Annotated in this window: 2 protein-coding genes; both read right to left on the bottom strand. The window is 60.2% G+C overall.

Annotation, left to right across the window (positions count from 1 at the left end):
• Positions 1-1,421 (bottom strand): IS66-like element ISRel8 family transposase (locus CO660_RS32305; RefSeq protein ID WP_097601884.1); only part of this gene is annotated, 1,421 nt, incomplete at its 3' end.
• 68 nt (positions 1,422-1,489) lie between these two features.
• A partial coding sequence (gene tnpB / locus CO660_RS32300) for an IS66 family insertion sequence element accessory protein TnpB (RefSeq protein ID WP_141504981.1) occupies positions 1,490-1,753 on the bottom strand: 264 nt, incomplete at its 5' end.

Raw genomic sequence — 1,753 nt, 5'->3', positions numbered from 1 at the left:
TTGCACGTCTCGATGAGCGAGGCGATGGTTGCCCAATTCCGTGCTCCCATGTCGTGCCCGGCGAAGAGAGCGTTCTTCCGATTGAGCGCTATCGGCCGGATAGTTCTCTCGATACTATTGTTGTCGATCTCGATCCGACCGTCGGTCAAGAAGACGCAGAGGCCATCCCAATATTTGGCGATGTAGGCGAGCGCCTCGCCAAGCGACGACTTGCCAGCGACGCGGGCACGATGCTGCGTGAGCCAAGTTCGCATGTCCGCAATCAATGGCGCTGATCGTTCCTGTCGCCCGGCGAGGCGAGCTTCTGCGGGAAGCCCGCGTAGCTCGGACTCGACCCGATAGAGTTCACCAATCCGCTCCACGCCTTCCTCGGCAATCGGCGCTGTGCCGGTACGAGTGATCTCGACCAGCTTGCGCCGTGCATGTGCCCAACAATAGGCAAGCCGGATGTCCGGGCCGACACGGTCCGGTGCGATCAGCCGATTATATCCGGCGTAGCCGTCCACTTGGAGAACGCCCGTGAACCCCCGCAATATCCGTTCGGCATGTTGGCCGCCACGACCGGGAGCGTAGGTGAAAGCCACTCCGGGTGGAGCCCCGCCGCTCCATGGTCGGTCGTCGCGGGCCAGCGCCCAGAAGTATCCGGTCTTGGTTTTGCGAGAGCCTGGATCGAGGACCGGCGCACGGGTTTCGTCCATGAACAGTTTTGTCGAGCGCTTTAGATCGGCGATCAAAGCGTCGAAGACCGGGCGCAACTCGAATGCCGCCCGACCAACCCAATCGGCCAGAGTGGAACGGTCGAGATCGATGCCTTGGCGGCTCATAATCTGGGCCTGTCGATAAAGCGGCAGATGGTCGGCGTATTTGGACACCAGCACATGCGCGATGGTTGCCTCTGTCGGCAATCCGGCTTGGATCAGTCGTGCGGGCGCTGGAGCCTGGGCAACGCCATCAGTACAGGCACGGCAGGCATATTTGGGTCGGCGAGTGACGATGACGCGGAACTGCGCCGGGATAACATCCAGCCGCTCAGACACGTCCTCTCCGATGCGATGCAGGCAACCGCCGCAAGCGCAGATCAGGCTTTCCGGTTCAATTATCTCTTCGATACGAGGAAGATGGGCGAGAAGAGAGCCGCGATTGACGGCGCGGGATTTGGATCGCTGCTTGCCCGAGGATGTATCGGCCTCGTCTTCGGCATGGATGGCAGCGATGGTCGTTTCCAGGTCTTCCAGCGCGAGATCGAACTGCTCAGGATCAGCCTTCTCGGATTTGCGACCGAAGGCAGCCTGCTTGAATGCGGCGACAAGCTTCTCCAGTCGCTCGATCCGCTCATCCTTACGAACTTCACGCGCTTGCGCCGCGATCAGCATCGTCTTCAGGGCATCGATATCGTCAGGGAAATCGGCGGTGTCCAACATGGTGGAAGCCTATCAAAACCAGCGGCGCTTCGCCGTCGGAATTTGCCGACCGAGTCATCGTGCCGCATCTATTCGATGGCGTCCGGTGCTCTCGCTTCTACCGCACGGACCCGACGCCAGTCGAGCCCTGCAAACAGCGCCTCGAACTGAGCATGGCCCAGTGTCATCAGGCCATCCTTGATGCCCGGCCAAGTGAACGTGTGTTCCTCCAGCCGCTTGTATGCCATCACCAGACCGCTGCCGTCCCAGTAGATCAGCTTTAACCGATCTGCTTTGCGCGACCGGAATACGAAGACAGTTCCAGTGAATGGGTCTTTGTGTAGCTCGTTCTT

The organism is Rhizobium sp. L9 (assembly GCF_002531885.1).
Taxonomy (GTDB): Bacteria; Pseudomonadota; Alphaproteobacteria; order Rhizobiales; family Rhizobiaceae; genus Rhizobium.
The sequence above is the reverse complement of the archived record's forward strand: the minus strand, read 5'-3'. Positions and strand labels throughout refer to the sequence as shown.